Consider the following 22492-nt stretch of genomic DNA (forward strand, 5'->3'; position numbering starts at 1 on the left):
CAAGCGCCTCGGCGTCTTGGACGGCGGCGGTCAGCCCCTGCTACGGTCCGCGCCCTCATGGTCGAGGCCCGACTGCGCGTCATCTACGGCGACACCGATCAAATGGGTGTCGTCTACTACGCGAACTACTTCCGCTACTTCGAGTTCGCCCGAAGCGAGTACTTCCGCGCGCGCGGAGGCAGCTACCGGGAGTTCGAGGGCACTGGCTTCATGCTGCCGGTGGCGGAGGCGAGCTGCGCGTACAAGTCCCCCGCGCGCTACGACGACGTGCTCGTCATCCGCGCGACGGTGAGCGAGTTGCGCCGGGCCTCGGTCGTGTTCACCTACGAGCTTTTCCGCGAGGGCGAACCGCGCACGTTGCTGTGCACCGGTCGTACCCTGCACGCGTGCGTGGGGCGCGACGGCAAGCCCACGCGGTTGCCGGAGTCCTTGGCCCGGCTGCTGGAACATCCGAACGCAGGAACCTGAAGGAGCACCGATTATGGATCGCAACCTTGCAATGGAGGTCGTGCGCGTCACCGAGATGGCGGCCATCGCCTCCGCCCGACTGATGGGCCGCGGCGACAAGAACGAGTCGGACCAGGCCGCCGTGGACGCCATGCGCCGCGCCTTCGACGCGCTGCAGATCGACGGCACCATCGTCATCGGCGAGGGCGAGCGCGACGAGGCGCCCATGCTCTACATCGGCGAGAAGGTCGGCCGCCGTGGCGAGGGTGACCCCGCCGTGGACATCGCGCTGGACCCCCTGGAGGGCACCAACCTGTGCGCCTACGGCCGTCCGGGCTCCATCACCGTGGTGGCCATGGCCAGCAAGGGCGGGCTGCTCAACGCGCCCGACACGTACATGGAGAAGCTCGCCGTGGGTCCCCGCGCCCGGGGCGCCATCGACCTGCGCAAGAGCCCCACGGATAACCTGCGCGCCGTCGCGGAGAAGATGAAGGTCTACGTGGAGGACCTCACCGTCGTCGTCCTCGACCGCGAGCGCCACCAGGACCTCATCAAGGAGATCCGCGCCGCGGGCGCGCGCATCCGGCTCATCGAGGACGGTGACGTGGCGGGCGCCATCGCCACCTGTTTCGAGGGCACGGGCGTGGACGTGCTGATGGGCACCGGCGGAGCGCCCGAGGGCGTCATCGCCGCGGCGGCCATCCGCGCCACCGGCGGCGACATGCAGGGCCGGCTGGTGCCCCGCAACCCGGGCGAAATCGAGCGCGCCAAGAAGATGGGCATCACCGACATGTCGAAGATCTATGCCGCCGAGGAGCTGGCCCGGGGCGAGGTGATGTTCGCCGCCACGGGAGTCACCAGCGGCGACTTCCTCAAGGGCGTGCGCTTCTTCGGCGGCGGCTGTGAGACGCACTCCGTCGTCATGCGCAGCAAGACGAGCACCGTGCGCTTCATCCAGTCCCTGCACAAGTTCGACAAGAAGCCGGGCTACGCTGCGTTCTAGCCTGTCCCCTCGACGCTTTCGGAGACCGACACCATGCCTGGCGCCACGCGGACCATCGTCATCAACGCCCCCGTCGAGAAGGTGTTCGACGTCATCACCCAGTACGAGCGCTACCCGGAGTTCCTCTCCGAGGTGAAGGAGATCCGCACCGAGAACCGGAAGGGCAACACCGTCGACGTCCACTACAAGGTCGACGTCATGAAGACGGTCAACTACTCCATCCGCGTGGTGGAGGAGCGCCCCCGCCGCATGGCCTGGTCCTTCATCAAGGGCGAGGTCATGAAGGACAACAAGGGCAGCTGGCTCCTGGAGCCCGAGGGCGAGGGCAAGACGCGAGCGACCTACAACGTGGAGATGGCCCTGGGCCTGCTCGTGCCCAAGGCCGTCGTCAACGCCCTGGTCGACACGTCGCTGCCGAAGATGCTGGAGGCGTTCAAGCGCCGCGCCGAGGCGCCTTGAAAGTGGCGGCCAGGGGTCCGTCTGGACTCCAGGTCCCTCGCTGACCCCACCCGCCTGGGAGTAGACAGGCGGGCAGGCCCTCCCGCCGGGCGGCTTGCCGCCCCGAGTGCCGGAGGTGTGTCGGGACGCGGTCCGCTTGCGGGCCGTCGCGAGGGCATTAGAATCAACAGCATCCCGACCGGAAGTTTCGGGTCTCCATGACATCTACGCCACGGTTCCCCTGGCTCGGCTGTCGGATGGTGGACGAGCAACCGTGCGAGATGGCGGCAACGTACCCAGTGCGGAACCGGGGTTCTTAATTTGCATCTGAGAGTGGTGGCAGTGATTTCTGGGCGGGACGGCGGGCGTACATCGGGGTACGTAGGCTGAGGGGAGACGGAAACCCATGCTCGACGCCTTCATCATCGAAGAAATCAAGCGCAGGGAGCGCCGCCGGGAGGAGCACGACAGGCCCGTGGTGGAGCTGCCGCTGCCCATGCCCGACGACCGCCCGCGTCGTAGGACTGAAACCGAGGAAGAGAAGCCCCAGCGGGGCGTGGTGGTCATCGACCTGCTGGCCTGAGTGACACACGCGGCCCCCAGGCCGCATTGACGTGGCAACGAGCCCGCGGCGGGCGTCCCCCTGAGGACCGTCCCCCGCGGGCTTCGTGTATCTGGCAGCCCTCCGCCACCCCGCACGGGCGACGCTTCAGTCGGCCACGAGGCTGAGCAGGTGCCGGGGGTGGTAGACGTCCCAGAGGGGGCCCTTCACCGTGCCCAGCGCCTCCAGCACCTGCTTGCGCCACTCCTCGGGCAGGGCCTCCTCGCCGTGGAAGGCGCCCACCAGCGCGCCCGTCACCGCGCCGTGGACCTCCGTGTCGCCGCCCCGGTGGACCACGTCGATGAGGGCCGCCTGGGCGGTGGGGGCGTGGAGCAGCTCCCAGAAGGCCAGCCGGAAGGCGACGTGGATGGCGTGCTGGGCGCGGTGCACGTGCAGGTCCGGGCCGTAGAGCCAGGGGTCGTCGTCGCGCGCGCGCGCCAGGTCCTCGCGCAGCAGGCCGGAGGCGAAGGCCACCTCCTGGACGTAGTCGGGGGCGGAGCGCCCCAACGCCGCGCCGGCCAGCAGGATGCCGGACTCCGCGGCCGTGACGAGGTCCTCGGGCTTCAACCCCTCGCCCGTCGTCACGGCCTTGGCGAGCGCGGCGGTGAGGGCGGCGCACGCGAGCTGGCAGCGCGGGTCGTAGTGGGTGAGCGCGGAGTCCTCCAGCGCGGCCTGGGTGCGAGCCTTCGCGTCACCCGCCAGGTACACGCCCAGCGGCGCGCAGCGCGCCAGGCTGCCCGCGCCCACGGCCTTGCGGTGGCTTCGCAGCCACACGCGCTTGCCCGCGCCCAGGGGAGGCAGGCCGGAGGACTGGCAGTCCTCCAGCACTTCCTTCATGGCCTCGCTGACGTCGAAGGCGTGGGGCTGCCAGGCCCGGTAGCGGCGCAGCGCGTCCGCGGCGTCATAGCGCTTGAAGTCGCGCAGGCTGTGCCCCAGGCAACAGGCGAGGTGGACCTCTTCCGTCACCTGTCCCTTGCGCAGCTGCTGGGGGCCTCCGCCCGTCATCCTGTCGTACGGCCCATCCGCCAGCGTGGGGAAGGGGGAGGCCTGCAGGTTGCGGTGCGCGGTGGGCACCGCGAGGGCGTTGCCCACGGCGAGGCCGAGCAGGGCGCCTCGGCGGCGCTGGGCGATGAGCGGGTCGGGCCCCTGGGGGGCATTGCGGCGACGGGGCGGCGGCGGCATTCGGCGGGTGGACACTGTAACAGCGCCGCCGGTGAGCGTGCTTGCCGATGCCCGGGGGCTCCTCTACAACCGCGCGGCTATGCGGAAACCGCGCATCCTCGTGTCCAACGACGACGGCTATTTCTCCGAAGGACTTCAGGCACTGGTGGAGGCGGTGAGTCCCCTGGGGGAGGTCTGGGTGGTGGCGCCGGACCGCGAGCAGAGCGCCGCGTCCCATGCCATCTCCCTGCACCGGCCCCTGCGAATCAAGGAGGTCCGGGAGCGGTGGTTCGCCGTCGACGGGACGCCCACCGACTGCGCTTATCTGGCCATCGTCCATCTCCTGAAGGATGATCGCCCCACGCTCATGGTGTCCGGCATCAACCACGGTTCGAATCTGGCCGACGACGTCACCTACTCGGGGACGGTGGCGGCGGCGATGGAGGGGGCCCTGCTCGGGATTCCCGCCATCGCCTTCAGCCTCGTGGCCAGGGGCTCATTCGATTTCGGTCCGGCCGCGCGGTTCGCCCGCTCGCTGGTGACGACGGCGCTGTCGCGTCCCTTGCCCAAGCGGATGCTGCTCAACGTGAACATCCCCGGCGGCGTGGAGCCGGAGGGCTACAGCGTCACGCGCCTGGGCCGGCACTCGTACGGCTACAGCGTGGTGGAGAAGGAAGACCCTCGCGGCCGGAAGTACTACTGGATTGGCGGCAGCGAGTATCAGCACGAGGACATTCCAGGCAGTGACTGCAACGCCGTGCACCTGTCCAAGCGGGTCTCGGTGACGCCTCTGCATCTGGACCTGACGGACCATGGTCAGCTCGAGGGACTGGAAGGCTGGAGCCTCCAGGACTTCGTCCGACACGAGCCGGATGGTGCCTAGCGTTGAGGCCGGGCACCTCCATCCGAGCGGGTAGGGCGCTCCTGGTCCTCCTCGTGCCCGTGCTCGTCGCGGGCTGCGCGGGCACCCGGGCCGCGGCTCCCGGGACGGAGCTGACGCTGGTGGACTCGGAGTCCCAGGCCTCGTCCGAGGTGCCGGGCGCGGCGCCGGCCCGTGCCTCCCGTCCTTCCGAAGACTCGACGCCTCCGCCTCGCAACGGAGCGTTGCCGTTCGCCCTGCGGTCCGCGCACCCGGAGCCGGAACTGGTGTCCGTGCGGCACCGCGTCGCCCCGGGCGAGACGATGTACCGCATCGCCAAGACGTATGGCCTCACGGTGGACGAGCTGACCACCGCCAACGGCATCAAGGACGTGCGCGCGCTGGCGGTGGGTCAGGAGCTGACGATTCCCGGCGTGGAGCGCAGCGTGCCGGTGGAGTCGTCCGACACGCTGGCCGCCGAAGCGGACCCGGAGCCCGTGCGCACGTCCACGGGAACGGCGCCCCGGCAGGTGGTGGCGCGTCGCGAGGAGCCTCCCCGCAGGCCCGCGTCGCGTCCGGGTTCACCCCGGCCCCGACTGGCCACGCAGGGGATGATCGACTGGCCCCTCCGGGGCGTCCTGTACGGGCGCTTCGGGAAGAAGGGACGCGAGCCGCACGACGGCATCGACCTGGCCGCGCCCTCGGGGACGCCGGTGAAGACGGCCCAGGAAGGCACCGTGCTCTACGCGGGCGAGCAGAAGGGCTACGGCAACATCGTCATCGTCGAGCACGCCAACCGGCTCATCACGCTCTACGCGCACAACCGCGACCTGCGCGTGCGCACCGGGCAGAAGGTGCGCCGGGAGCAGGTCATCGCCACCGTGGGCGAATCCGGCAAGACGTCCGGTCCGCACCTGCACTTCGAGCTGCGCGTGGATGGCAAGCCGGTGGATCCGCTCGACTACCTGGGGCCGATGCCGTCCACCTGAGCGCGGGCCCCAGGTTCGGGGACGGGGGCTCGCTCCCTCCCTCGCTGGTGGCCGCGGTCCTGGACGGTGGACCCGAATGAATTCAGGCGTCAGGACCCGCAGGGGCCCTCCGGGCCGGGGCCAGGGGAGGGTAGAGTGCCGCGCCGTGCCGCACACCTTCGCACCCCTCGTCGTCCTCCTCGTCCTGCTCTCCCCGTCCGCGTGGGCCCAGGTGTTCTCCCCGTCGAGCGAGCCCGACCCCCAGCCGGTGCCCGCCACGAGCGCTCCCTCGAAGGAGGAGGCGCCCCTCAGCGTCGCGGTGCTCGCGTTCGAAGCCAACCCCTCCGCCCGGGACTCCGCGGCGGGCGTCACCTCGCTCATCACCGGGCGGCTGGCCGAGGCTCCGCGCCTGTGGGTCGTCTCGCAGCGTGACATCGACGCCTCGCTCAACGAGGCCCAGCGTCAGCAGCTCGTCGAGCTCAAGTCCTCGTGTGAGCGAGGCCTCTGCCTCAAGGACCTCTCCAAGCTCACCGGTGCGCGCTTCGTCATCATCGGCCGCGTGGACCGCTTCGGGGAGTCGTACCTGCTCACGGCCAATCTCCTCGACACCGAGCGCGAGGAGAGCCTGTCCAAGCCGCGCGCGGAGTCGCCGGAGGCGGACACCCTGTTCCCCACCGTCTACGCCATCGCCGACGCGCTCGTCGCCGAGCTGGTGGCTCCCGGCGTGAGCCAGGGCGCGCGGCCGCTCATCGGCGGGGCTCCGATGGTCGGTGGCGGTGGCCTCTCGCTGGGCCTGCGCATCAACAACAACTTCGTCGACAAGCTGGCCAACTTCAATCCAGGCGCCGACCTGGAGGTGGGCTACTGGTTCCACCCGGAGTGGCTCGGCTTCGTCCAGGTGGGCTTCTCCTACCTGCGCTCCGACACCGAGGGCGCCGAGGGTGGCCTCAACGTCCTGCCCAGCGTCGTCGGCGCGCGCCACTACCACAACGTGGAGAAGTCGCTGCGCCCGTACTGGGGCTTCGGCCTGGGCGTGCAGCTGTCCTTCGGCGACTTCGGCATCTTCCAGTCCACCGGGCCGCTGCCCACCGTCGTCGGCTTCCTCGGGCTGGAGTACCTCATCGCCGGACACGTCGGCGTCCAGCTCGAGGCAGGTACGAACGTGGCCCAGGCCGTGCTCGGACTCGCGGAGTCCAAGCTCGGAGATGGCCTCAATCTGGACCTCAACCTGGGCATCGCGTACCACTTCTAGGATTCGGAGCCCCCATGTTCTCGCGCCTGCGTTCCCTGTCCCTGATTGCCCTGCTCGCCACCTCCGCCTGTGACGACAGTCCCACGGTGACGCCCAAGGACCACGCGGAGGGCCTCTACATCAAGGGCACCGCCGAGTACCTCCAGGGCCAGTTCGAGGCCTCGCTCGCGTCCTTCGAGGAGATGCGCAAGCTGGCGCCCAATGACCCGCGGCTGCCCGCCGCGCGCGGCGAGGTCTTCCTCTCCATGGGGAAGATCGCGGAGGCCGCCACCGAGTTCGAGGCCGCCCTCAAGCTGGAGCCCAAGCGCTCCACCAACTGGAGCCGCCTGGGCTTCGTCCAGGCCCAGCTCGGCCGTCCCGACGAGGCCCTCAGCTCCCTGCGCAAGGCCGTGGCCCTGTACCCCAACGACTTCAACGCGCTGGAGCAGCTGGCCGAAATCCACCTCAAGAAGGGCGAGAACGACGAGGCCATCCGCCACTTCATCCTGGCCGCCAACGCCTCCTCGGGCGTGGTGAAGTCCGAGCTCATCCTCCGCACCACGGAGGTGCTCACCAAGGTGGGCCGTCAGCCGGAGATTCTCGCGCTGGTGCAGAAGGCCGCCGACGAAGGCCTCCGCACGCCCGGGGTGCTCACCGCGCTGGGCGACGCCCTGGTGCGCGCCGGCAAGCTGCCGGAGGCCGCCACCGCCTACAAGGAGGCCGCGAGCAAGTCCCCGAGGGACCCCACGCTGTGGGAGCTCGTCGGCACCATCCACCTGCAGCTGGACAAGCCGGGTGACGCCATCGACGCGTACAAGGAATCCCTGCGCGTGAAGGACCGCGCCATCGTCCACGTGGCGCTGGCCCGAATCCAGCTCGCCATGAAGAGCAAGGACGGCGCGGAGCAGGAGCTGGCCGCGGCGCTCGAGTCCGTGCAGGGCAACGACGTGCGCGAGCTGCGGGAGCTGGCGGACCTGCTCGTCACCATGGAGCGCAAGTCGGACGCGCTGCGCATCCTCGGCAACCTCAGCACCGAGCACGACATGGTGAAGGACGTGGACCTCCAGCTCACCACGGCGCGACTCGCCAAGGAGCTGAAGGACCCGGTGCTGGTGCAGGCCGCCTGCGCTCGCGCGTTGGCGGCGGACCCTCGCGTGAAGAAGTGCCCCTGAGCGTGAGCCCAGGGGCCCTGGGGCCGCGACGACGCTATGCGCGCCCGCCCTGCATCTTCCGGTACACGCCCACGACCAGGCCCAGAATCATCGTGGAGCGGAACTCCGTGCGGCTCACGTAGATGGGCTGCATGGTGGCGTTCGCCGGCTGGAAGCGGATGCGCTCGCCTTCCGGGTAGTAGCGCTTCACCGTGGCCTCGTCCTCGATGAGCGCCACGACGATGTCACCCGGATTGGCCGCCGGCGTCTTCTTCACGAAGAGGTAGTCGCCGTCGTGGATGCCGTCGTCGATCATCGACTGGCCCTTCACCCGCAGGGCGAAGACCTCCCGGCCATTCACGCCGCCCAGGAGGAAGCTGTCGATCTTGACCGAGTCCTCCATGTGCTCCTGCGCGAGCAGGGGCGCGCCGGCCGCCACCTTGCCCAGCAGGGGCACCTCCACCATGCCCGCGTCGCGCTTGGCGCCCAGGCCGAGGAGCAGCCGGGCCCGCTTGGTGGGAACGAGGGAGCGGCTCTGCTGCTCACCCCGATTCAGGTAGCCCTTGCGCTCCAGGGCCTTCAGGTGGTCATTCACCCCGTTGGTGGAGCGGATGTCCATGTGCTCGCCAATCTCCCGGATGGTGGGCGGGAATCCGCGAGTCTCCGACTCCTTCACGATGAAGCTGAGAATCTCGCGCTGGCGGTCCGTCAGCTCTTCCATGCGCTCCCTCGCTCGGCCGGCCTGATTCCCTTGGAGCAGGTCTCCAGGCAACAGGCTTTCAGTGTCCACTTTCCCTGAACATACGTGTAGAGTCAATCCGTTCAGTATCCCCGTGCGCACCCTCAGTGTGTGTCGAACTTTTCGGCATTCTCAGTTCTTGAGGGGAGTCGATGATCTCGACGTACAATTCCGCCTGCTTTGTCCGAGCTCCGCCACACGCTGCTCTTCGTCGACGATGAGGCCGACGTCCTGGACATCCTTTCGCGGATGTTCCAGCGCCGGTATCGCGTCCTCACGGCCTTGAGCGGTCAGGCCGCGTTGGAAGTCCTACGTCGCGAGTCGGTGGACGTGCTCGTCACGGACCAGCGGATGCCGGAGATGACGGGCATCGAGCTGGCGGCGACAGCGCGCGCGGAGGGGTTCGACGTCACCACGCTGTTGTTGACGGGCTTCACCGACCCCGATGACCTGATCGCGGCCATCAACAAGGGGCAGGTGTACCGGTACATCACCAAGCCCTGGGACGTGAACGACCTGCTCATCACCGTGAAGAACGCGGTGGAGTACACGCAGCTGCGGCGGGACAAGGAGCGGCTCATCCGCCAGCTCCACCAGCGCGTGGAAGCGTTGTTCGTGCTCTACGAAGTGAGCCGGGCCAGCGCGAATGATCCGGCCAGCTACGACAACATCATCGACCGCGTGCTCATCGCCGTGGCGCGCGTGCTGCCGTACGACTGCGGCGCGGCGCTCATCGCCCCGGACGAGTCGCGCAGCGCGACGCTGCGGCTGCGCTGTCACGGCACCGTGGGCGAGCAGGCGTTGTTGGGCGTGAAGGAGTCGATGCTCGGCGCGTACCGCAAGAGCAGCGGCCTGTTGTTGCCGGAGGACCGGGTCATCACCCGCGTGGCGGGGACGACGACGCAGGACGCGGCGGCGCCTGCCGTGTACCCCAGCCAGCTCACGGTGAACCTGGTCGCGGGTGGACGTCCGGTGGGCATGCTGTCGCTGTTCAGCCAGCGCGCGGACGCCTTCACCGAGGACGACGGCGTGCTGCTGGACGTGCTCGCCAACCAGACCGCGGACGCCATCCAGTCCCTGCGCTCGGCGGAGGAAGAGGCCCGCCACCGCATGGAGCGGATGGTGGAGTCCATGGCCGACGGCGTGGTGCTCACCGACGAGAAGAACGACATCGTCGTGATGAACCCGGCGGCGCGGCGGCTCTTGCGCGTGGGGGATGACCCGACGGAGCACACCAGCCGGATGATGGAGGAGCGGCTGGGCTTCCAGCCCTTCCACCTGGTGCGCGGCTGGGAGTACAGCGGCACGCAGGTGCTGCGCGAGGAGGTGAAGCTCTTCGACCGCCACGTGCAGACGACGACGACGCCGGTGAGCGATGCGCGCGGCACGCTGCGTGGTGTGTGCGTGGTGCTGCGCGACATCACCGACCAGAAGCGGCTGGAGGAGCGCAAGGACGAGTTCGTCTCCATGGTGAGCCACGAGCTGCGCACGCCGCTCACGTCCATCTCCGGCGCGCTGGACCTGGTGCTCAACTTCATGGCCGGCGACATCAACGAGCGCCAGCGCCGCTACCTGTCGCTGGCCCGGGATTCGACCGAGAAGCTCAACACCATCGTCGACGACCTGTTGGACTTGTCGAAGTTCGCCAAGGGCCGCCTGCGGATGAACTTCGAGGTCGCCTACCTGGACGAGCTCGTCCAGCGGGTGGTGGAGAAGTACGGCCCGGCCTTCGGTGAGAAGCGCGTGCAGGTGACGCCGGGGCTGCCGCGCCATCCGCTGCGCGTCATCGCCGACCCGAACCGGCTCAACCAGGTCCTCAACAACCTGCTCAACAACGCGGTGAAGTTCACCCCGGAGGGCGGCGAGGTGCGCGTGGAGCTGCACGCCACGTCCAGCCTTCCTGGCTACGTGGTGCTCTCCTGCTGGAACAGCGGCGACCCCATCGCCGAGGACAGCCTGGAGCGCATCTTCGACCGCTTCGAGCAGGCGCGCACCAAGGCCAACCGCACCGTGCGCGGTACGGGCCTGGGCCTGGCCATCTGCCGCAACATCGTCGAGGCCCACGGTGGCCGCATCTGGTGCGAGCCGTGCGCGGATGGCGTGCGCTTCATGGCGGTGTTGCCCACCGAGCCGCCGCCGGAGCTGCGCCAGTCCGACGAGGCGGGTGAAGTGCCGGGGCCCCGACGCCGCGAGAGCCGGGGCCGCGTGCTGGTCATCGAGGGCGAGCCGGAGGTCGGCTACATCGCGAAGGCGCTGATGACCGCGCGTGGCTACGACGTGCGGCTGGCGTTCAACGCGGAAGAAGGCATGTCGAGCGCGCGGCTCTACCACCCGGACATGGTGCTGGTGTCCGTGCGGTTGCCGGACGTGGACGGGCTGCGGCTGGCGGAGATCCTCCGGCATGACCCGGAGACGCGGCGCGCGCCACTGCTGCTCTCGTCCGCCTTCGACGAGCGTCAGCGCGCCTTCCGCGCCGGGGCGGATGCCTTCCTGGTGCGCCCGCTGATGCCGGACAAGCTGCTGGCCACGGTGGACTCGCTGGTGCGCGGTCGCGCGGGCACGGCCCATGGCCGCGTGCTGGTGGTGGACGACGACGTGAAGATCGCCACCATCTGTCGCGAGGTGCTGGAGAACATCGGCTTCGACGTGGTGGTGGCGGGCTCGCTGGAAGAGGGGCGCCGCTCCCTGCGCGAGCGCCGGCCGGACGTCATCCTGCTGGACGTGACGCTGCCGGACGGCGACGGCTTCCTCTTCCTGGAGGAGATAAAGGCCGAGCGCGCCAGTGGCCACATCTCCGTCATCTTCATCTCCGCCCGCGCGGAGACGTCCTCGAAGGTGCGCGCCCTCAAGCTGGGCGGCGACGACTACCTCACCAAGCCCTTCGATGCGCTGGAGCTGGGCGCCCGGGTGGAGAGCGTGCTGCGCCGCAAGGAGCAGGAGCTGTCGGCTTCTCCAACGACGCAGCTTCCGGGCTCCACCGCGATTGAGCGCGAGGTGCAGCGGCGGCTCGTGGCGCGGCGGCCGTTCGCGTTCTGCTACCTGGACCTGGACAACCTCAAGGCCTACAACGACTACTACGGCTTCGCGAAGGCCGACGGTGTCGTGAGGCAGACGGGCGACCTGATGCGCGAAATCTTCGCGCAGGAAGGCGTGCCCGGAGACTTCCTGGGCCACGTGGCCGGAGACGACTTCGTCTTCATCGCCGCGCCGGAGTCGGTGGACCGCGTCTGTCAGACGGCCATCGAGACTTTCGACCGCATCATCCCGCTCTACTACGACAGGCAAGACAGGGAGCGGGGCCACATCGAGGCGGAGGACCGCTATGGTGAGCGGCGGCGCTTCCCCATCATGAGCGTGTCCATCGTCGCGGTGATGACGGACGGCACCCAGGACCACGCGGAGCTGGCTCGCCGCGCGGCCGACATGAAGAAGCGCGCCAAGGCCATCCTGGGCTCCGTCTATCTGCGCAGTGACCGGGAGCAGGTGGTACGCTCCGTCGCCGGGTGAGGCTCTACCAGCAGCTGGTCCTGTTCATGCTCGCCGCGACGGTGCTGCCGCTGGCCGCGGTCGGCTTCCTGTTGCTCTCACGCGCCGAGGCGGAGCTGGTCGCTCGCATCGACGCGGAGCAACGCACCCAGGCGTCCGCCGCCGCCGAGGCCGTGGGCGCCAGGTTGATGGAGGTGGTGGAGGCGCTCGCGCGCTCCGCCGAGCTCTTCGACTGGCAGTCCGCCACGGAGGCGGAGACGGTGGGTGGACTGCGGCTGCTCTACGGCCAGTCCCCGGCGGTGAGCGCGGTGCTGAAGCTCGACGCCCAGGGCCGTCCGCTGGGCGCCCCCGTGTTCCGGCAGGAAGATGTGGAGGGCCACCCCCGCTTCAAGGAGGGTGGGCAGACGCGGATGGCCCACTCGGTGCCCGTGCAGCAGCTCCGGGGCGGAGGAAAGGGCCAGGCGGCGCTCGGCGGCGCCTACGTCCATGAGGAGAGCGGACACGCGGCGGTGTCCGTGGCGGTGAAGCTGGCCGAAGGGGAGGACGCGCCCTTCGCGCTGGCGGAGATTGTCCTCGAGCCGCTGGAGGCCGCGCTGCTCCGCCGTCCCCAGGGCTCGCTGGGCCGGGTGGACCTGGTGGACGACGACCGGCGAATCCTCGCGAGCACGGAGCCCACGCGACGGATGACGACGCTGGCCCCCGAGCTGGCCGCCCATCTGCTGACGCCGACGGCCCCGGAGCCGGACCTGGTCAGGAGCTTCCGCCTGGAGGACCCGCCCCGGCGCGTGAGCGTGGCCCGCGTGTCCCGGGGCCTGCGCTTCGACGTGGTGGTGGAGGTGGACGAGGCCACGGCCCTGGCGCCGGTGCACGCCATGCGGCGCACGGTGCTGGCGTCGATTGGCGGAGCCTTCTTCGTCCTGCTGGGGCTGGGCGCGCTCTTCACGCGACGGCTCAACCGGAGGCTGGGCGAAGTCGTTCAAGGCGCGGAGGCCTACGGGCGCGGAGAGCTGAGCCGGCGCGTCAAGGTGGAGGGACAGGACGAGCTGAGCGAGCTGGCCACCACCTTCAACCGCATGGGCGAGGAGCTGGAGTCGGCCCGCGCGAGGCTGCTGCGCTGGAATGACGAGCTGCGCATGCGCGTGGACGAGGCCACGAACGAGCTGCGCGGCGCCCAGGCCCAGTTGCTCGAGGCGCAGAAGCTGGCGGCCGTGGGACAGCTCGGCGCGGGCGTGGCGCACGAAATCAACAACCCGCTGGCCGGCATCCTCGGCAACGTGCAGTTGCTCATGTTGGACAGGGGCTCGGCGGACCCCGACTTGGAGACGCTGCGCAAAATCGAGCACAGCGCCAAGCGCTGCAAGGAAATCACCCAGAACCTCCTGCGCTTCTCCCAGCAGCGCGAGCGCCCCGACATGCGCCCGGTGGACCTCAACGCCGTGGTTCGCGACGCGCTCAGCCTCACCGAGCACCAGATTCTCAGTGACGGCGTGACACTTGCCACCCAGTTGTCGCCGGGCCTGAGCCGCGTTCGCGCCGACCCTGGGCACCTGTCCCAGGTCGTCCTCGCGCTCCTGTCCAACGCGCGCACGGCGATGATGAAGTCGCCCACGCGGCGGCTCACCCTGCGCACGGGGCAGCGCGACGGCCGCGCGTTCCTGGAGGTGGAGGACACCGGCAAGGGCATCTCCCCCGACATCCGCCCGCGCATCTTCGAGCCCTTCTTCACCACCAAGGACGTGTGGTCCAACGTGGGGTTGGGGTTGAGCGTGGCCTGGCGCGTCGTGACGGAGGCGGGCGGGACGCTCTCTGTCCGCTCGGAGGTGGGGCAGGGGGCCTGCTTCACAGTCGAGCTGCCGCGGGCCTGAGCATCCCACTCCGGCTGTGATAGCTAGAGGGACTCCATGGCTGAGCCTCGCCCCTCCCGGCGCCAGACGCCGTTCTTCATCGGCCTCGCGTTGATCCTCGCGGCCCTGCCGCTGGGGTGGTTCGTCTTCCTGCGCCAGCCACCTCCTCCGCCTCCTCCGCCCGCCCCGCTCGTGGTGCCGGCGGCCGCGCCCGCGGTGACGCGGCCGTTGGAGCTGGAGCTGACCGAGGTGACGGGCACCGTGGAGGTGAAGGAGGGCGATGGCACCTGGCGCAAGGCCTCGGTGGGCATGGCCCTGCGGCGGCACGACAAGGTGCGCACGGATGATGGCTCGTACGCCGTGCTCATCGGCGGCGAGGCGGTGGAGTTCCGCATGGACCCGGGCACCGAGGTGTCCGTGGAGGAGCTGACCGCGTCGGTGTCCCGCCTCCTGCTCGCCAACGGTATGGCGACCGCCGTCGTGCGTCCCGGCAAGCGCCACACCTTCGAGGTGAGGGCCGCCCAGAGCGACGCGGTGGCCACCCTGCACGAAGCCGGTGCCTTCACCATGAGCAACAACGGCCAGGGCACCGTGGCCGTCGGCACGCGCGAGGGCGAGGTGACACTGCTCGGGAAGGGCAAGGTCGTCATCGTCCGCGCGGGTCAGCAGTCCGTCATCCGTCCGGGCCAGGCCCCGTCAGAGCCCGCCGCAGTGCCCACCAGCCTCTTGCTCAAGGTGGACTGGCCCTCGGAGCGCACCCGTCGCGAGAAGGACCTCGTCGTGCGAGGCCAGACGACCCCCGGCAGCCGCGTGCAGGTGAATGACGTGCGCGTGCTCGCCGACGCGGAGGGCCGCTTCGAGCGCAAGGTGAAGCTGCGCGAGGGCTCCAACACCGTGGACGTGCGCGCCGTGGGCGTCGGCCGTGTCGAGCAGCGTGAGAAGGCCGAGCTCATCGTCGACACCCGGCCTCCTTCGCTGAAGACCGACTCCGACATCTGGAATCAGGCCAGCGACGCAACTCCCTGAAGCCACGAGCATGCGGGCAAGCGGTCGGCTTGACCCCTGGCAGGGGGTCTCCCTAGACTCCAACCCACAGTCGTTCCTGTTCAAGGGCAATCCTGGCCGAAAGGCCTGGTGCGCAAAGCCGCGGGGCCTGAAGTCCGGCCGGCCGTGACCGCCGTGGGAAGCACGCTCCGGGGAGCATTCCGGACCCACTGCGCCTTGTGCGGGCCATGGGTCTGTCGTTCCTGAGTCCCCCCGGGAAGGTGGTTTCAAATGCTGCGCGCTCTCGCCGTCGTGACGTGCTTGCTGCCTGCGCTGTCCCCCGCCTCCCCTCAAGTCGGCAGTCTCAGCGGGTCCGCCAAGGTGGTGAATGGCGGGCCCGGAGACCAGACGGACCCTCACGTGAGCGGGGCGCTGGTCGCGTACACGAGCGAGTCCGGTGGCACGAGCGAGATTCGCTACCAGGACATGGTGTCCGGAGTGGACCAGGCCATTCCGAACGACGGTGCGTTCGACTTCGTGTCGGACATCAGCGGAAGCACCGTGGTGTTCACTCGCGTCAACACCTCCAGCGCCATCTACACGTACGAGGTGGGCAAGGCACAGGCGCCGGTGGAGCTGGCACCCCAGGCGGGCAGCAGCCGGCGCGCGGCGGTGATTGGGGGCCGCACCGTGGCGTGGCAGGACTTCGGCTACACCGGCAGCACGCTGGAGCCGGAGATCGCCCTCTACGATTTGGACCAGGGCACGCTCACCCGGCTCACGGATGATCGCATGCTGGACCGCACACCGTCGGTGTCCCCGGATGGGAAGACGGTGGTCTGGGCCAAGTGCGATGCCCAGGGCCAGCACTGCGACATCTGGCAGGCGCGCTGGGCGGGCAACGGCTTCAACTCGCAGGCGCTCACCGGCAGCGAGGGCGAGGAGTCCCAGCCCGACACCAACGGAGACATCGTCGTCTACGCGAGCACGCGCACCGTGGACGGTGTGTCGGACCGGGACATCTACTGGAAGCCCGTGAATGGCGGCACCGAGCAGCGACTCGCGCTGCCGGGGCTGGATGCGAACCCCAGCATCAGCGGCTCGTTGATCGCCTTCGAGCGCAGGGACCCGACGAAGGGCGACTTCGACATCGCGCTCTACGACTTGGACACGCAGACGCTCTACCTGCTCACCCAGTCGCCGGAGAACGAGAACCTCAATGACTTGAGCGTGTCCGACGACGGCACCGTGCGCGTGGTGTGGACGGTGGCGGAGAACGGGGACTTCAACGTGCGCTCGTTCACCTTCAAGCTCCCGAGAGAGCTCCCCTGTGACGCCTCGCCCGCGGAGCCGACGCGGACGGCCGAGGCGGTGTGCACTCAGCCCGGGTCGACGCCGCTCCTGGCCGCGCTGGAGGTGGCGCGGACGACGGGGCAGCCCAACGCGGTGTCACTCGGCTTCCATGGCCTGGGTGCGGGAGTCATGTGTGTCGACAACGGCTACAGCGGCGAGCGCGCCACCTCCGGCTGGGTCTGGTTGGACGGCGCGGAAATCGTTGACCCATCCCGCTTCAAGCCCACCGTGTCGTTGGTTGCGCGGGACGTCACGCTGGATGGCAACACGTGGCTGGCGGCGCTGATCTCAGGAAATCCCGGAAGCTCCTTCCGCATTCGCATCTACGGCACCGCGTCGCAGTGCGGTGTGACGCAGCCGGTGGCGGGGGAGGAGCTCATTCCGGGCCACTCCGTGGCACCCCTCACGCTTGAGGTAGGCGGGGTGTCACCCCTGACCTTCGTGCCGCTGAGTGACGAGCCTGGAGCAGGGTGTAGCGCGAGTGGCACGTCGGTGGCGGCGGCGGGACTGGTGCTGGTGGCGTTGTGGCTGGCGCGACCCCGGCGGGTCTCGGTGGTGGTTTCGCGGAAGGAGCTTCGGCGGAGAGGACGGGCCCTGTAGACTTCTACGCGTCCTGAAACATTTTCCGCTCCCCGCCATTCTATTGCTGTGCGTGTGTGCTTCGGCCAGAGCCGACACACTGGAGCTGCTTGGGCCGTCGTCCGCCGTGACGCCCGAGGGTTTCCCCGTGGCGGTGGTGCGCAAGGATGCGTCTGGAGTTCCCGTGCCGCTGGCGGGCACACCCACCGTCATCGTGGAGGGCGCGGAGCTGCGTGAGGGACTCGCGCAGCCACCGCTCCGCACCTTCATCGTCGTGCCCCACTCAGGGGCTCGTGACGTGGTGGTGCGCGCGCGCGTGGATGGATTGGAGGCGCAGGCGCGCTTCGTGCTCGGACCTCCCGCCACTGACGTGAAGCTGGGACTTGAGCCCGCCGCTCCGGTGAAGGGCCGCGACAAGGAGGCGGTGCTCACCGTGAGTCTGCTGCGCCCGGATGGCACGGCCGACGACAGCGGCGCGCCGCCCGTGGTGCGTGTCAGCACTGGCAGGGTGGAAGGGTTGGAGCGTGTCGCGCCTGGAATGTATCGGGCGCGCTACATCCTCCCGGACACGCGGCATCCCGAGGTGGCCATCCTGGTGGCGTTCTCCGCGTGGCCCAGTCCGCAGTCGGTGCATGGGGCCTATGGGCGAGTGCTGGTTCCGCTCGCCGCGTCGGTGAACCTGCCGGGCACGACGGAGCCGGATGCGCGCATCTCCATCGACATCGCGGGGGCGACGTTCGGTCCGGTGACGGCGGGCGCGGATGGTCGCTTCCGTCTCCCCATCGTCGTGCCGCCAGGACATCGCTTCGGCCAGGGCCGCGTGGTGGACCGGGCGGGCAATGCGAAGCGACAGAACATCGATTTGAACCTGCCGCCCACCGACGGGCTCGCGTGCGTGTTCCAGCCGCAGCGACTTCCGGCGGATGGTGTGTCGCGGGCGCGGTTGTTGTGCGCGACGAGCGACCCGCTGGGCAAGCCGGTGGAGGATGCGAAGGTGACGGCGCAGGCGCGTCGCGGTGTCCTCAAGGGGCCGTCGCGCGCGGCGGGCGGCATGCTGGAGTGGCTCTACACGGCGCCCCGCACGGTGGGCGACGACGAGCGAATCGAAGCGGCCTGGCCTCAACGCGGCGCGGGCTCTCGCGAGGTGCTGGCGCTCCAGTTGGTGCAGGGACCGGTGACGGAGCTGGCCATGTCCGTGTCGGAGCCGCTGGTGCATCGCGGCGCCCAGGCACAGGTGGCAGTGCGCGCGCGGGATGCGCTCGGACGTCCTCGTCCTGGCGCGACTTTGTCTCTCACCGCGCCCGAAGGGGACTTCACTCCGCCGGTGGAGCCCGCGCCCGGTGACTTCGCGAGCGCCTGGCAGCCGCCGGCCTCCGGAGGCGAGGAGGAGGTGACGCTGAGCGCGCGGGCGTGGGGACCGGTGGGCAGCGAGCCGGCGCGCATCGCTGTATGGCCGCGCGGAGGTGTGCTGTACGCGGGCGTGTCGGACCTGGCGGGGCTGCCGGTGCCCTCGCAGCCGCTGCGTCTGGATGGGCACGAACTGACCACGGGCCTGGATGGCACGGTGTCCCTGGGGAAGCTGGCTCCGGGCGCGCATCTGGTGGCGCATGGGCTGTGGACGGGGTTGGTGCGCACCGTCCATGTCCTGGGGGGCGAGGGACTGGCGTATCCGTTGGACCCGCCGCTCGTGCCCGAGGCCGTCTCACAGCAGGTTCGCGTGGCGCCCCAGGTCCCCGTCAACGTGCGGCTTCGCGTGGAGGGCACGCGCGTGACGTACTGGGTGGAGGATTCGCGCGGCCGCATCCTGGAAGGGCGCGCGGTGCATGTCGCGCTGTCGGACGGAGCGCGCGAAGGCGACGAGGTCCGCGAGGGACGCACGTCGTTCACGGTGCGCGCCACGCGACCGGTGAGTGTCTCCGTGGCGGACGTCGCCACGGGTGTCACCGCGCTCGTCGAGGTGCGTCCATGAGGCGCTCGGGCCTGGGGACAGGGCGTGTCCATGGACGTGCCCGCGCTGCTCGCCGAGGTGCGTCCATGAAGCGCTCGGGCCTGCTGGTGCTGAGCGTGCTGCTGTGCGCCGGGGCGGCCTCGGGACAGGGCGTGTCCATGGACGTGCCCTCCTTGGCATCCACCATCGCCGGACGCGTATGTCTCGACGTGGATGGGGATGGACTCTGCGGCGCTGACGAGCCGGGTGTCGCGGGTGTGCGGCTGGTGCTGACGACGGGTCGCGAGGTGCGCACGGATTCGCGAGGACGCTTCCACCTCACGGGAGTGGACTCGCGCACGCCGGACGCCACGCGTGGACTTCATCTGCGTCCGGGTCGGCATCGCCTCAAGGTGGACCCTCGCTCACTGCCGGCCGCGAGTCAGGTGACGCCAGAGGCAGCCACGGTGGAGGTGCCCTGGGGCGCCGTCGCCCTCCAGGACTTCGCCGTGCGCAGCCTGGCTTCGGATGCGCCGCCTTTGGAGCTGTCCTATTCGCGGATGCCTCCCGTGGCCGACGTGGTCTCCGGCGAGGGCGCCGTGCGTTTCCGTGTCGCGGGACAGGCCGCAGTGGGAGACCGCGTGCGCATCGGCGGCGCCGACGCGGAGGTGGATGAGCGCGGTGGATGGAGCGCCTCGGTTCCCCTCATCGCTGGAGACAACACGCTGGTCATCCAGGCCACCGCGCCGGATGGCAAGGTGCGCGTCTCGCTTCAGCACGTCGATGTCGTGCGCCGCGCCGAAGGCTGGCTGGTGGTGCCGAGGCCCTTGGTGCTCGTGGGCGCGTTTCAGCTTCCCTCCGCGCGTGACGAAACCGCGGCCAGCGGAGTCACCCGGCTGAAGGTGGAGGCTCCCTCGGGGACCTCGGTGCGCGGCCCGTTGGGTGAGAGCTCCGTGGTCGATGCCGACGGCCGTGTGGAAGTTCCCGTGACGCTGGCTTCGGGGAACAACCACGTGACGCTGGCGCTGACTCCGCCCGGTGGCTCCGCTCACGAGGTGGTGGTGGACATCCTCGCGAAGCCGATGCCATTCGCGGTGGGGTTGCTGGACATCGAGGCGAGCTTCGCGCCGGCGGACAGCGACTTCCAGCTTCGCGGCAGAGGCTCAGCACACGCGGAGCTGCGCCTGGGCCCGGTGGACGTGGTGGGAGAGGTGGACCTGCGCGACACGGACGGCCGCACGCTGCGAGGCGCGGAACTCCCCGACTGGTTGCGTCCTCGCGTCCCCGAGCGCTTCGAGCGTGTGGCGGACCCTGACTTTTCGCCGGAGGAGTGGGCCGACGACTCGGTGTCGCTGACGCCGAACGCCTCCGAGGCCCGGCTCCGCGCGGAAGCACGTCATCCCGACTACGGCCGCGTGGGCCTGGGCACCTACCGCGCGCTGGTGCAGGACCGTGAGGTGGGCCGCTACCACCGCCCCCTCTTCGGCCCCTATGCGGAGCTGACCACCTCCAGCGCGAAGGGCCCGGAGCTCCGCGCTGGCGTGGACGCATTCGGTGGCAGCCTCACGGACCCGACACGCGGACTCTCGGCCGTCCCCGCGCACGAAGAGCTTCGCGCCACGGGCGGCAGCCTCTTCTACCTGGGCGCGGTGTCGGTGGCGGAGGGCTCGGAGCTGGTGCGAGTGGAAGTGCGTGACGGTGTCACCGGACTGCCGCTGGCCGAGCGACACCTGGTGCGCGGGCGCGACTACGACATCGACTACTTCGCGGGGCGCATCCTGCTGTCCCGGCCGCTGTCGTTCATGGCGGGTGACACCTTCCTGCGCACCGACATGTTGACGGAGGCACCGGAGCCGGTGCTCGTCGTCGATTACGCGGCGCTGCGCACGACGGGCACCGAGGACTCTGGAGGCGGCGAGGTGTGGGCCGAGTGGCGTGGCGCGCGCGTGGGACTGGCCGCGGTGCGTGAAGGCCGCGAGGGTCGTCCGTACACGCTCTACTCGGGCCGGGGCTCCGCGCGACTGGGCGCGTACTCGCTGGAGGCGGAGGCGGCATCCAGTCGCGGCATGGCGGTGGACTCGGGCGTGTTCGGCGTCTCCGACGACGGTGGCCTGAGCTTCCTGCGCCCTGGCGCGGGGCTGGCGACAGGTGGCGAGGCGCTGGGGTTGCGCATGCGCGGACCGGGACTGTGGAGCGAGGGCTCCGTGGATGCGTCCTATCGCTGGCGCGGGCGAGGCTTCTCGGACGGCGCGCACCTGGACGCGGCGCGCTTCCAGCAACTCGCGCTGCGGCTGCGTCAGCCCGTGGGGCGGCTGCGGTTGTCGCTGCTCGCGGATGGGCGGAACTCGGCGGACCCTCGTGAGCCCTTCGTGGACAACCCCTTCTCCGCGAGCACCGTGGGCGCGAGCGTGGGTTGGGAGGAGTCCACCTGGGGCGTGAGCGTGGAGGCTCGGGATGCTCGGCTCAAGGCGGCCGAAGTCGTGGGGCAGGGTGACGCCCTGACGGGAGGCCGCACCTCCGTGGGTGTCGCGGGTCGCTACCGTCTGCTCGATGGCCTCTGGCTCCAGGCGTCGCATCGCCAGAAGCTGGCCCTGCATGGCGCGGGGCCGGGCCGGGTGGATGACTCGTTCAGCGCGGCGGGCGTGGACGTGGAGCTGGGACGCGACACGCGCGTGGGTGCGCGCGGCGGCTGGGGACCGGAGCTGGGTCCTCGCGCCTGGGCGAACGTGGAGTCACGCAGTGGCTCGGACGTGTACTACGGCGGCTACTCCGTCGATGTGGATGGGCCGGACTTCGGCGCGGGCAGGACGCTCACGGGGGCTCGCACCGAGCTGCCCGACAGCGGCACCGCGCTGTTCGTCGAGGAGGTGGGCCTTCATGACGCGACGTCCGTGCGGCTGTCGCGGGCGGTGGGGCTCCAGAAGACGGTGCTGGATGGCTTCAGCGTGGGGGCCCGCTACGAGCGCGGCGTGCGCAGCCTGCTGGACGTGAATCCTCCGCTGCGGCGCGATGCGGGCGGCGTCTTCGGCCAACTGCTCCTGGAGCGGTTGCGGCTGGAGGGCCGCTTCGAGGTGCGGCGGGAGAAGGGCACGCCGGAGCGCGGAGCGAGCGAGGCGGTGGACCGACTCCAGACGGTGGTGGCGCTGGCCGCCGAGGCGGAGCTGCTGCGCGACGTGACGGCTTCTGGCCGCGTGGACTTCGCGCGGACCGTCAACGACGACGCGCTGGAGGCTCGGCTGCTGGAGGGCTACGCGGCGGTGGCGTGGCGACCCGGCCCGTGGCTCGTGGTGGCGCGCTATGGTGTGACGCGGGAGCTCTTGCCGGGTACTCGGGCCGCGTTTGGCGACAGGGCCTTGCAGATTCTCTCCCTGCTTCCCGCGGTGCGCCTGGGCGACAGGTTCTCGGTGGCCGCGGGCCTTCACGCGGGGCACAGCAGCCTGGAGGGCTCCTCGCGGTGGGTGTGGACAGGCACGGTGCGTCCGGCGGTCCGAATCGTGGGTGGGCTGGAGGTGGCGGCGGAGCTGGCCCGTCGGACGGCTTCACCCGAAGGCGACCGGCTGACAGCGGTGCGCGCGGAAGTGGCATATCGGATGGATGAGAAGCTCCGAATGGCTGTCGGGTACACACTGCTGGGCTTCAGCGGTTTGGGTTTGGGCTCCGAGTCGTCCGAAGATCAGGACCGGCTCTACCTCCGGGCGGAGCTCGCCTACTAGGAGTAACT

Annotated in this window: 16 protein-coding genes; 14 read left to right on the top strand and 2 right to left on the bottom strand. The window is 70.1% G+C overall.

Translation table 11 applies throughout. The features are described from left to right. Nucleotides 1–57 precede the first annotated feature (57 nt). From G4D83_RS13280 to G4D83_RS45530, 4 genes are all read left to right on the top strand, one after another. Nucleotides 58–468: an acyl-CoA thioesterase gene (locus tag G4D83_RS13280; RefSeq protein ID WP_163865085.1), complete on the top strand. Its 411-nt coding sequence runs from the start codon at nucleotides 58–60 to the stop codon at nucleotides 466–468. 13 nt (nucleotides 469–481) lie between these two features. Then, the gene (glpX, locus tag G4D83_RS13285; protein ID WP_163865086.1) at nucleotides 482–1450 is read left to right on the top strand and encodes a class II fructose-bisphosphatase; all 969 of its coding nucleotides are present in this window, start codon (nucleotides 482–484) and stop codon (nucleotides 1448–1450) included. Between the two features lie 33 nt (nucleotides 1451–1483). Continuing rightward, complete coding sequence (locus tag G4D83_RS13290; RefSeq protein WP_163865087.1) at nucleotides 1484–1909, top strand: type II toxin-antitoxin system RatA family toxin; 426 nt, start codon at nucleotides 1484–1486, stop codon at nucleotides 1907–1909. 385 nt (nucleotides 1910–2294) lie between these two features. Next, nucleotides 2295–2471, top strand: coding sequence for a hypothetical protein (locus tag G4D83_RS45530; RefSeq protein WP_176433708.1), 177 nt, complete (start codon nucleotides 2295–2297; stop codon nucleotides 2469–2471). Nucleotides 2472–2597: 126 nt separating this feature from the next. Here G4D83_RS45530 and G4D83_RS13295 read toward each other — a convergent pair whose 3' ends face one another. After that, entirely contained in the window at nucleotides 2598–3671 is a 1074-nt protein-coding gene (locus G4D83_RS13295) for an ADP-ribosylglycohydrolase family protein (protein ID WP_163865157.1), read from the bottom strand. Between the two features lie 79 nt (nucleotides 3672–3750). Between G4D83_RS13295 and surE the strand changes: the two genes are divergently transcribed. The 4 genes from surE to G4D83_RS13315 all read left to right on the top strand — a co-directional run bounded on the left by surE (nucleotide 3751) and on the right by G4D83_RS13315 (nucleotide 7880). Continuing rightward, complete coding sequence (gene surE, locus G4D83_RS13300) at nucleotides 3751–4533, top strand: 5'/3'-nucleotidase SurE (protein WP_163865158.1); 783 nt, start codon at nucleotides 3751–3753, stop codon at nucleotides 4531–4533. Between the two features lie 2 nt (nucleotides 4534–4535). Further along, nucleotides 4536–5498, top strand: a complete 963-nt coding sequence (locus G4D83_RS13305) for a peptidoglycan DD-metalloendopeptidase family protein (protein ID WP_163865088.1) — start codon at nucleotides 4536–4538, stop codon at nucleotides 5496–5498. A 145-nt stretch (nucleotides 5499–5643) separates the two neighbouring features. Further along, on the top strand, nucleotides 5644–6729 hold the full coding sequence (locus G4D83_RS13310; RefSeq protein WP_205522628.1) for a hypothetical protein: 1086 nt from the start codon (nucleotides 5644–5646) through the stop codon (nucleotides 6727–6729). A gap of 14 nt (nucleotides 6730–6743) precedes the next feature. Beyond that, nucleotides 6744–7880: a tetratricopeptide repeat protein gene (locus G4D83_RS13315; RefSeq protein ID WP_163865090.1), complete on the top strand. Its 1137-nt coding sequence runs from the start codon at nucleotides 6744–6746 to the stop codon at nucleotides 7878–7880. Nucleotides 7881–7914: 34 nt separating this feature from the next. Here the strand turns inward: G4D83_RS13315 and lexA are convergent, their stop codons facing one another. Continuing rightward, nucleotides 7915–8580: a transcriptional repressor LexA gene (gene lexA / locus G4D83_RS13320; protein ID WP_141648756.1), complete on the bottom strand. Its 666-nt coding sequence runs from the start codon at nucleotides 8578–8580 to the stop codon at nucleotides 7915–7917. Nucleotides 8581–8778: 198 nt separating this feature from the next. Here lexA and G4D83_RS13325 point away from each other — a divergent pair, with 198 nt between their 5' ends. The 6 genes from G4D83_RS13325 to G4D83_RS13350 all read left to right on the top strand — a co-directional run bounded on the left by G4D83_RS13325 (nucleotide 8779) and on the right by G4D83_RS13350 (nucleotide 22484). After that, nucleotides 8779–12105, top strand: a complete 3327-nt coding sequence (locus tag G4D83_RS13325) for a response regulator (RefSeq protein WP_163865091.1) — start codon at nucleotides 8779–8781, stop codon at nucleotides 12103–12105. Beyond that, entirely contained in the window at nucleotides 12102–13949 is a 1848-nt protein-coding gene (locus G4D83_RS13330) for a sensor histidine kinase (RefSeq protein WP_163865092.1), read from the top strand. The genes G4D83_RS13325 and G4D83_RS13330 overlap by 4 nt, the downstream gene beginning before the upstream one ends. A gap of 36 nt (nucleotides 13950–13985) precedes the next feature. Next, complete coding sequence (locus G4D83_RS13335; RefSeq protein ID WP_163865093.1) at nucleotides 13986–14954, top strand: FecR family protein; 969 nt, start codon at nucleotides 13986–13988, stop codon at nucleotides 14952–14954. Nucleotides 14955–15203: 249 nt separating this feature from the next. Then, nucleotides 15204–16865 carry a TolB family protein gene (locus tag G4D83_RS13340; protein ID WP_163865094.1) on the top strand — a complete coding sequence of 554 codons (1662 nt, stop codon included), beginning with the start codon at nucleotides 15204–15206 and terminating at the stop codon, nucleotides 16863–16865. Between the two features lie 43 nt (nucleotides 16866–16908). Further along, nucleotides 16909–18813 (top strand): hypothetical protein, encoded by a 1905-nt coding sequence (locus G4D83_RS13345; protein WP_163865095.1) that lies wholly within the window; start codon nucleotides 16909–16911, stop codon nucleotides 18811–18813. A gap of 65 nt (nucleotides 18814–18878) precedes the next feature. Continuing rightward, nucleotides 18879–22484: a flagellar motor protein gene (locus G4D83_RS13350; RefSeq protein WP_163865096.1), complete on the top strand. Its 3606-nt coding sequence runs from the start codon at nucleotides 18879–18881 to the stop codon at nucleotides 22482–22484. Nucleotides 22485–22492 lie beyond the last annotated feature (8 nt).

Origin of the sequence: Myxococcus eversor, from assembly GCF_010894455.1 — a bacterium.
Taxonomy (GTDB): Bacteria; Myxococcota; Myxococcia; order Myxococcales; family Myxococcaceae; genus Myxococcus; species Myxococcus eversor.